The organism is Erwinia psychrophila (assembly GCF_039023475.1).
In the GTDB taxonomy this organism is placed as follows: Bacteria; Pseudomonadota; Gammaproteobacteria; order Enterobacterales; family Enterobacteriaceae; genus Erwinia.
In genome coordinates this window covers 186792-195253 of the sequence record NZ_JBCHVB010000008.1, presented here as the reverse complement: position 1 = coordinate 195253, position 8462 = coordinate 186792, and the positions used below count along the sequence as shown (strand labels likewise).

Sequence of the window (8462 nt, the reverse complement as noted above, 5' to 3'; positions counted from 1 at the left end):
AATGAAGGATGAAAGCAGTGATACGCGAGGGCGATACCCTGCGGGAGTACGGCGGGAAAGTGCTGGGCGGGCATTATCTTTGCTTCGGGAAAGGGATTGCCTGCAAAGGCGATGCGGTGAAGTGCAATAAACATGGCATGACGGTCATCAGCGAAGGTAGTTCGTTATCGGAAGTGGACGGACAGCCGGTGGCGCTGCACGGTCATCGTTGTGCCTGCGGCTGCACGCTGGTGAGCTCCTTTCCCGATTGCGGCATTGAGCTGTGAGGCCGTTACCGGAGTATCCACCCTACCGGGTCGCGCGCCCTCCTAGTGGCAAGCGATGGCTGTCAGCGGGCGCGCTGATGGTGTTGCTGTGCGGGGGTGGCGGCGCGCTGCTTCATCCTGCCGGGAGCGGTGCCGGGCTGGTTATAAAAGGAATGGCTGGCGCGGTGGTTCTGATGGGCGTGCTCTGGTTAATACGCCTGCTGTATTACCGGACTTCGGCCCATAACGCCCGGTATTATGAACAACTGGTTGAGCAGCAGCAGCAGGCCTGGTGGGAGCAGCATCAACACCGTTTCGCGCTCAGTGAAATGGTGCTGCTGGGCCCGGCCGGAACCGATACGCCACACTGGCTGCGGCTGCTAAAGCGGGAGCATCGGGTTCCTGAGATAAAACATGAGTCGAGCGGGAAAGCGCTGCGTATCGGTCGAACGCTGGTCGATACGGTGGCTGAACGCGAGGCTTTGCTGGCAAAAATGCTGGTGCTGCAATGGCAGACGCAAAGAGCAGATTCCTCCCTCCCACACTTATGGCGCTGCTACTGGCAGGGTTCTCTGGATGCCTGGCGTGCATTCTGTACCCAAATGCAGGTTTCATTTCCGGACGTGGCGCTTCCTGAAAAGCCGGAGACATGGCAAGGCGAAGAGACCCTGTCTGCACTTGCCGCAACGGCTCAAACGCTTCCTGAAACAGAGGCCATTCTGGTCGCCGGGTGTCATTCGATAGTTGCCTCGTTTAATTCTGCGCAGCCTGCCGGTGAGTCCGCTGCACTGTGTCTGGTCGCGCAGAAAGGGCTGGTCAGCCTCACCCGGGGGGAGGTTTACGATAACGACGGGAAAGAGGTTTTAACCGCAGCCTGCGAGCGAGCGGAGCAGCAAAGCGGACTCGAAAAGCCGTCTGACGTCTGCATGCTGTTCTCACAGCCGACGCTGCCCGCCCTGGCGCAAAGCGGCTGGAATGTGACCCATCACGTTCAGGACCTCAACTGGGGGAACCCCGGTGATATGGAAATGCTTATCGTGCTGGTTCTGGCGGCCCTTTACGCAAAAAATTATCAAGAACCCTGCGGCTGGATAGCCAAAGATCCTCTACACACTCTCGCACTTGGAATTATTAAACCTTATGGTGAAGGAAAATAAGCCTGCTGAATTTTCTGTGCTTGCCACGGCGGTGTTGTTTGTTGCTACTGTCACGCTGCTTGTGCTGGCAGGTGGGTTGCTGTGGTGGTATTGGGGGGAAGATCTCTCCACGGAATGGGACGTGATACGTCGAATCATGACGGCCTGTTTTGTTGTCTGGGGAGTGTCGCTCTGCGTACTGGTGCTGGGGTTTATCGCTTTTCATTTAATGATTCGGGATAAAGTGATGGGAGAGGCTTCTTCCAGACCGGTCAAAAAGAAAAGAACGCCCCGGCTGCCGCTCAACGCGGATATCCGCAGCCATCTCCACCGCCGCTATAACCTTTTCTGGCGCTATAAAGTCCGCCTGTTGTTAATTACCGGCGACGAAGCCGCAATCGAACAACTGGTTCCCGGCCTGCAACAGCAGCACTGGCTCGAAGGCAACCGCACCGTGTTGATTTACGGCGGTAGCCTGAGTGATGAAGCGGACGCCGGAAAATACACCGCGCTGCGTAAACTGCGCCGTGGACGCCCGCTGGACGGTATTATCCGCGTACTGGATAGCGCGCAACGCCTCACGCCGCAGCTGAGCGACAGCGATCTGCGCGGCCTGGAGAACATCAGTGAACTGTTGCGCTATTCAGCGCCGGTCTGGCTGTGGCAGCTGTGCGACAGCGACTGGCCGCAGACCGGCCGGGCAGAGCAGGCGGTGGGCGCGTCCTTTCCGCTGCGCGCAGGTCAGGATGATATCACCCGCCAGCTGGAGCGCCTGCTGCCGGCACTGACAGAACAGGGCATGAGCCAGATAGTGGAGAATAACAGCCACGACTTCCTGCTGCGCCTCGGTCAGTACCTGAAAGAAGGGGGGATCGCCCGCTGGGCTCAGCAACTTACTCCCTGGCTCCGTGGCAGCCAGCAGCGTGTGCCGCTGCGCGGGCTGATGTTCAGCCTCCCGGAGAAACCCGGTACGGATGCTGGCGAGCGCCATGCACAGGGCGCCGAAGCTTCCGGGGCCGATCGTTATGTCCCGCTCTCCCGGCGCCATGCGCTGACCCTGCCGGAGAGCTGGCAGGGCGTGATCGCTGACTGCACCCGTGTACGTGGCCGCCGTGTCGGTATGGCGTGGGAACAGACGCTGGCCCGGACGCTGATCGTTCTCGCTGGCTTATGGGGAGCCGGTCTGCTGCTCTCCTTCGCGCTGAACCGCCATCAGATTATCGCGGTGGCGGATAAAGCTCATGCCCTGGTGGCGCATCCGGCGGTATCAGACGAACAGCTCACTGCATTACACAGCCTGCGTAACGATGCCGGTCGCCTGCAACACCGTATTCAGGAAGGTGCACCCTGGTATCAGCGCTTTGGCCTGGACCATAATCAACAGCTGCTCGACGCGATGCTGCCCTGGTACGGCGTGGCGAACAATCGCCTGATACGCGATCCGGCGAATGCTGCGCTGACGCAGAAGCTCAGCGCGCTTGCAAACTCTGCCCCCAACAGCGACCAGCGGGCACAGCTTGCGAAGCCCGGCTATGACCAGCTTAAAGCCTGGCTGATGATGGCCCGCCCGGATAAAGCCGACGGCGCGTTCTACGCGCGCACCATGAAAACCGTGCAGCCGTCGCGGAAGGGTATTTCAACCGGCCTGTGGCAGAGCCTGTCGCCGGATTTGTGGGCCTTCTACATCGCCGGACTGCCAGAGCAGCCACAGTGGAAAATCAGCCCGGCCGCGCAGCTGGTGAGTCAGAGCCGTCAGGTGCTGTTGCAGCAGATTGGCCGCCGTAACGCCGAAAGTACGCTTTATGAAAATATGCTCAAATCGGTGCGCCGTAATTACGCGGACGTTTCTCTGGAAGAGATGACCAGCGGCACCGATGCGCGGCGTCTGTTCACCACCGAAGAAGTGGTGCCGGGGATGTTCACCCGTGAGGCGTGGGAGGGCGGCATCCGGCAGACGATTGAGAAAGCGGCAAACTCCCGCCGGGAAGAGATTGACTGGGTGCTGAGCGATTCCCACAAGGCAGTAACGGCCGACCTGTCGCCGGAAGCACTGAAAGCGCGCCTGACTCAGCGTTACTTCACCGACTTTGCCGGCAGCTGGCTGGGTTTCCTCAACAGCCTGCGACTTAATCCGGCGAACAACATTGCTGATGTCACCGATCAGCTGACGCTGATGAGCGATGTCCGCCAGTCTCCACTGATTGCCCTGATGAACACCATCGCCTGGCAGGGACAGACCGGACAGCAGGCGGAAGGGCTGTCCGGCTCCATCATTAAGTCGGCTAAAGCGCTGGTCGCCGGAAAAGAGAAACCGGTGATTGACCAGACGGCATCGGGTCCCCAGGGTCCACTGGACGAGACTTTCGGCCCCCTGCTTCAGCTTCTGGGAAAAAACAAAGGCAGCAATGTGATGCCGGCGGATAACACGCTCAGCCTGCAGACTTACCTGACCCGCATCACCCGCGTTCGTCTGCGTCTGCAGCAGGTGGCAAACAGCACCGACCCGCAGGAGATGATGCAGGCGCTGGCGCAGACGGTATTCCAGGGCAAAAGCGTGGACCTGACAGATACTCAGCAGTACGGCAGCCTGATTGCCGCAAGCCTCGGCGAAGAGTGGAGCGGCTTCGGCCAGACCCTGTTTGTCGAGCCGCTGACGCAGGCGTGGGAAACCGTACTGCAGCCGTCAGCCGCCAGCCTGAATGATAAATGGAGCCGTGCGGTCGTTGCTAACTGGCACACGGCATTTGACGGGCGCTATCCGTTTTCCGCCAGCAAAAGCGAAGCCTCGCTGCCGATGCTGGCTGAGTTTGTGCGCAAGGATAGCGGACGCATTGAGCGCTTCCTGACGACAGAGCTCAGCGGGGTGCTGCACAAAGAGGGCAGCCAGTGGGTGCCGGATAAGGTCAACAGCCAGGGGCTGACCTTTAACCCGGCATTCCTGCGGGCGGTAAACCAGCTGAGCCAGCTGTCGGACATTCTGTTTACCGACGGCACTCAGGGGATCAGCTTTGAGCTGCAGGCCCGTCCTGTGCCGCAGGTGGTGGAAACCCAGCTCACCATTGATGGACAAAAACTGCATTACTTTAATCAGATGGCTGACTGGCAAAGCTTCCGCTGGCCGGGAGATACGTTTAAGCCGGGAACCATGCTGACCTGGACCACGGTCAACGCCGGTGCGCGTCTGTTCGGCGACTACAGCGGGACCTGGGGCTTTATCCGCTGGCTGGAGCAGGGCAGGCGTCAGCAGCTTGACCGCAGCCAGTGGATGATGAGCTTTACCACACCGGATGGCCATTCGCTGCAGTGGGTGCTGCGCTCACAATTCGGTAACGGCCCGCTGGCGCTGCTGGCATTACGCGGATTCGGCCTGCCGGAGCAAATTTTTAGCGTTGATGCTGCTGCGATGGAGCAGGCGCTGGCAACCAGTCCGGACAGTGATGACATGTATGCAATCCGCTAATGGCCAGGCGGCGAAACGCAGGACAGACCTGCCGGTTTGATGAAAATAGTTACCGGGTATTAAGCAAACTTCCTGCGTTATTTTCCAGGCCGGACGAACTGCCTGCCCGTATGCTTTAAAAACTCAAAATCAGGGAATTATGGACGACTTAACCCTGCGTTATTATGACGCTGAAATGCGCTACCTGCTTGAAGCGGGAGAAGAATTTGCCCGTGCTCATCCTGAGCAGGCGGCCATGCTTAACCTCGATAAAGCGGGCGCGCGCGACCCCTATGTGGAGCGCCTGTTTGAAGGTTTTGCCTTCCTGATGGGACGCCTGCGGGAAAAACTGGATGACGACCTGCCCGAGCTGACCGAAGGGCTGGTCACGCTGCTGTGGCCGCATTATCTGCGGACCATTCCCTCAATGTCGATAGTGGAGTTCACGCCGGACTGGCGCGAAATGAAAGAAACCCTGCGCATGGCGAAGGGGTTTGAAGTTATTTCCCGCCCCATTGGTGAAAAACGTACCCGCTGCCGTTACACCACCACGCAGGATATCAGGCTTCAGCCTCTGGCTCTGGAGCAGGCCCGGTTAACCACCGATCATGATGGCCGCACCGTGATTAATCTGCGCTTTGCCTGTAGCAGCCTCGCCGACTGGCGGCGGGTTGATCTTAGCCAGCTACCGCTCTATTTCAACGCTGATGCGCCGCTGGCCTGCGCCATGCATGAAGCTTTTACCACTAACGTAGCGCGTATGTGGCTACGCCTGCCGGGCGACACAGAGGGACGTCCGCTTGACGGTTATTTCACGGCGCTGGGATTTGGCGAGGAGGATTGTCTGTGGCCGAAAGGAAACAGCAGCTTCAGTGGTTATCAGCTACTGCTTGAATACTTTACCTTCCGGGAAAAATTTATGTTCACCGGCCTGCACGGACTTGAGAAGGTGGATTTTCCCGCCGGGCTGGCAGGGTTTGATATCGATGTGGTGCTTGAAAAGCGCTGGGAGCATGAATTCCGTTTTACGGAAAAGCATCTGCGCCTCAACTGTGTACCGGTGATTAATCTCTTTCCGCTGGAGTCCGATCCGCTGATGCTGAATTCACTCCAGACGGAGTATATGCTGCGGCCGATGCGGGTACAGGACGGCCATACCGAAATCTATTCTGTGGACTCAGTGCTCTCGTCGAGCGGCCACACTTACGTGCCCTTCTCCTCGTTTCGTCATAAGGGCGGCATGATGCGCCACAGCGCTCCGGAGTACTACTATCATACCCGCATGCGGCGGGGGCCGTCGGGTCTGCACAATACCTGGCTTATCCTGGGTGGCGAAGCCTTTGATAATAACACCTTACCGGAGGATGAGAATTTGTCGCTGAGCCTGACCGGGACCAACGGTCAGCTGCCGCGCCGGGCGCTGCAAAGCACGGTGCTCGACACGGTGATGAAAACCACCTCCGTCAGCGTGGGTGTGCGCAATCTCAGCGCACCTACGCTGCCCTGTTACCCTCCGGACCGCGATCGTTTCCACTGGCGGGTGCTGAGCCATCTGAAAAGCGGTTTTTTGTCGATGATGGATAACGCAGACGTGTTGCGCGAAACGCTGGCTTTGTATGAATGGACGGACAGTGAAATGAACCGTCGCCGTCTGGAGGCGATTATCGACGTTCGCCACAGCGAAACAGAACGCTTTGAGCAGGGCCATCTTTTGCGTGGGGTGCAGATCGAAGTCACGCTCAGCAGTCACGGCTTTGCCGGCACCGGTGATATCAGCCTGTTTGGGGAAATGCTGAGCCGCTTCTTCGCACTTTATACCGATATCTATCTGTTTAATCGCCTGATTATTATCCTGCAGCCCACCGGAGAGCGCCTCGAATGGGAAGAGAAACACAATCGCCGTATTCCCGGTTAACGCCGCGGCTGGAGCGCGATCTTTATCGCATTAACTTTTATCGTTTCTGTCAGCTGCTGGAGAAACAGAATCCGGCCAGGCCGCTGACAGGCAGCACCAGTCACCCGTCAGATGACCCGGTGCGTTTTTGCCCGGCTCCCGGAATGGGCTTTCCGGCAAGCGAACTTAAAAGCGTTGAGTACAGTGAGGATGATGAATGCGCACCGCCGGTTATCCGCACGACTTTTATGGGGCTGTACGGGGTGGATTCGCCACTCCCGACCGCCTATCTCGATGACATCACCCAGCGGCGTGAAGGGCATGAGGCGTTGCAGGGATTTCTGGATATTTTCAGTCACCGTATTCTGACGCAGTTTTATCGTATCTGGCGTAAATATTCCTACCCGGCCACCTTTGAGCCCGGCGGCAGCGATACAATTTCACAGTCGCTGCTGGGGCTGGTGGGGTTGGGGATCCCCGGTACGACACAGCATATCGCCACGCCGGTATCACGCTTTCTGGCGCTACTCGGCGCGCTGCAACAGCCGGGGAAGACGGCAGAGGGGATCCAGTCAATGGTGCACCTGCTGGCCCCCAATACTACGGCAGAAATCAGTCCGTACTGTTTGCGTCCGGTAGCGGTTGATAAACCAATGGGGTTTTATGGCGATGAGGACATTTTACTGGATGGAAATGCCCCGCTCGGCGATGAAGTGATGGACGCCAGCAGCCAGTTGCTGATTGAGTTGACCACAGAGGATGAGCAGGAGATGCACGAATGGATGCCTGACGGTCAGCTATATCAGGATTTTATGGTCATGCTGCGGGTGTATCTGGGCTGGCGCTTTAAGGCAAAACTTCGCCTTACCCTCAGTACCCGCCTGCTGACCGTTCCCCCGCTCGGCGAAGCCGCTTTCTGGCTGGGGCTGAACGGCGTACTTGGTGTGGAAGAGGGCAAAGTCCCGGATGATATCCCGCAGACGTTTACCACCGAACTTGGGCTGTATTGCGGTCTGCAACCGGCAACGCTAACGAAAGGAAACCGACGTGTTACGTATAAATTTAACTAAACCGGCCCGCATGATGCTGCCTTTACTCATTCTCAGCCTCTGTGGATGTGGCCTGACGCAGAGCGTGACGGAGGGAACGACGACGGCCGTAAAATCTCTCTTCTATAAAAAGATAAAGGTGTTACACCTCGATTTCACCGCCCGGGAAGCGCTCAATATCGATGCACGTGAAAGCAATTCCTTATCTGAACCGGTGGTGATACGCATTTATCAGCTGAAAGAGACCAAAACGTTCGACAGAACGGTCTATCAGCAGTTGCTGAAAGAGGATGAAAATAGCCTTGGCGCCGATCTGCTGGCCACGCGCGATGTGGTCGTTAAGCCGGGCGGTGATGCGGTGCTGGATATGCCAATGGAAGCAGAGGCAAAATTCGTGGCGATTGTCGGGTTATTCCGTCATCCGGATCTGGCGAAGAACAGCTGGAAAATGACCCTCGGACGTGAAGAACTCGATCCGGATAAACCGCGCATCATCGAACTTGGCGGCAACAGCCTGAAGCTACAGCCCATCAAGGATGACTGATGTGGTAGCGCCATGAATTCTTATGCATCCGGGATGCGCAAAGCGGTACCGGATTTATGTTGGAAGGGGCATATAAAGTAGCCATATTCTGAGCATCGGGATACGTATTGATTGCCTGTTCATGATATAAGCCAGATATCTTATGCCGCTTTATA

General features: G+C 57.6%; 6 protein-coding genes. All 6 read left to right on the top strand.

Annotation, left to right across the window (positions count from 1 at the left end; all coding sequences use genetic code 11):
* Positions 1-8 precede the first annotated feature (8 nt).
* The 6 genes from AAH446_RS17790 to tssJ all read left to right on the top strand — a co-directional run bounded on the left by AAH446_RS17790 (position 9) and on the right by tssJ (position 8307).
* Positions 9-266 carry a PAAR domain-containing protein gene (locus tag AAH446_RS17790; RefSeq protein ID WP_014070082.1) on the top strand — a complete coding sequence of 86 codons (258 nt, stop codon included), beginning with the start codon at positions 9-11 and terminating at the stop codon, positions 264-266.
* A 77-nt stretch (positions 267-343) separates the two neighbouring features.
* Positions 344-1402, top strand: coding sequence for a hypothetical protein (locus AAH446_RS17785; RefSeq protein ID WP_342908005.1), 1059 nt, complete (start codon positions 344-346; stop codon positions 1400-1402).
* On the top strand, positions 1386-4841 hold the full coding sequence (locus tag AAH446_RS17780) for an ImcF-related family protein (RefSeq protein ID WP_342908004.1): 3456 nt from the start codon (positions 1386-1388) through the stop codon (positions 4839-4841). The genes AAH446_RS17785 and AAH446_RS17780 overlap by 17 nt, the downstream gene beginning before the upstream one ends.
* Before the next feature lie 139 nt (positions 4842-4980).
* Positions 4981-6735, top strand: coding sequence for a type VI secretion system baseplate subunit TssF (gene tssF / locus AAH446_RS17775; protein WP_342908003.1), 1755 nt, complete (start codon positions 4981-4983; stop codon positions 6733-6735).
* Positions 6699-7784 (top strand): type VI secretion system baseplate subunit TssG, encoded by a 1086-nt coding sequence (gene tssG / locus AAH446_RS17770; protein ID WP_342908002.1) that lies wholly within the window; start codon positions 6699-6701, stop codon positions 7782-7784. Before tssF ends, tssG begins: the two co-directional genes overlap by 37 nt.
* The gene (tssJ, locus tag AAH446_RS17765; RefSeq protein WP_342908001.1) at positions 7762-8307 is read left to right on the top strand and encodes a type VI secretion system lipoprotein TssJ; all 546 of its coding nucleotides are present in this window, start codon (positions 7762-7764) and stop codon (positions 8305-8307) included. Before tssG ends, tssJ begins: the two co-directional genes overlap by 23 nt.
* The last annotated feature ends 155 nt before the right edge of the window (positions 8308-8462 follow it).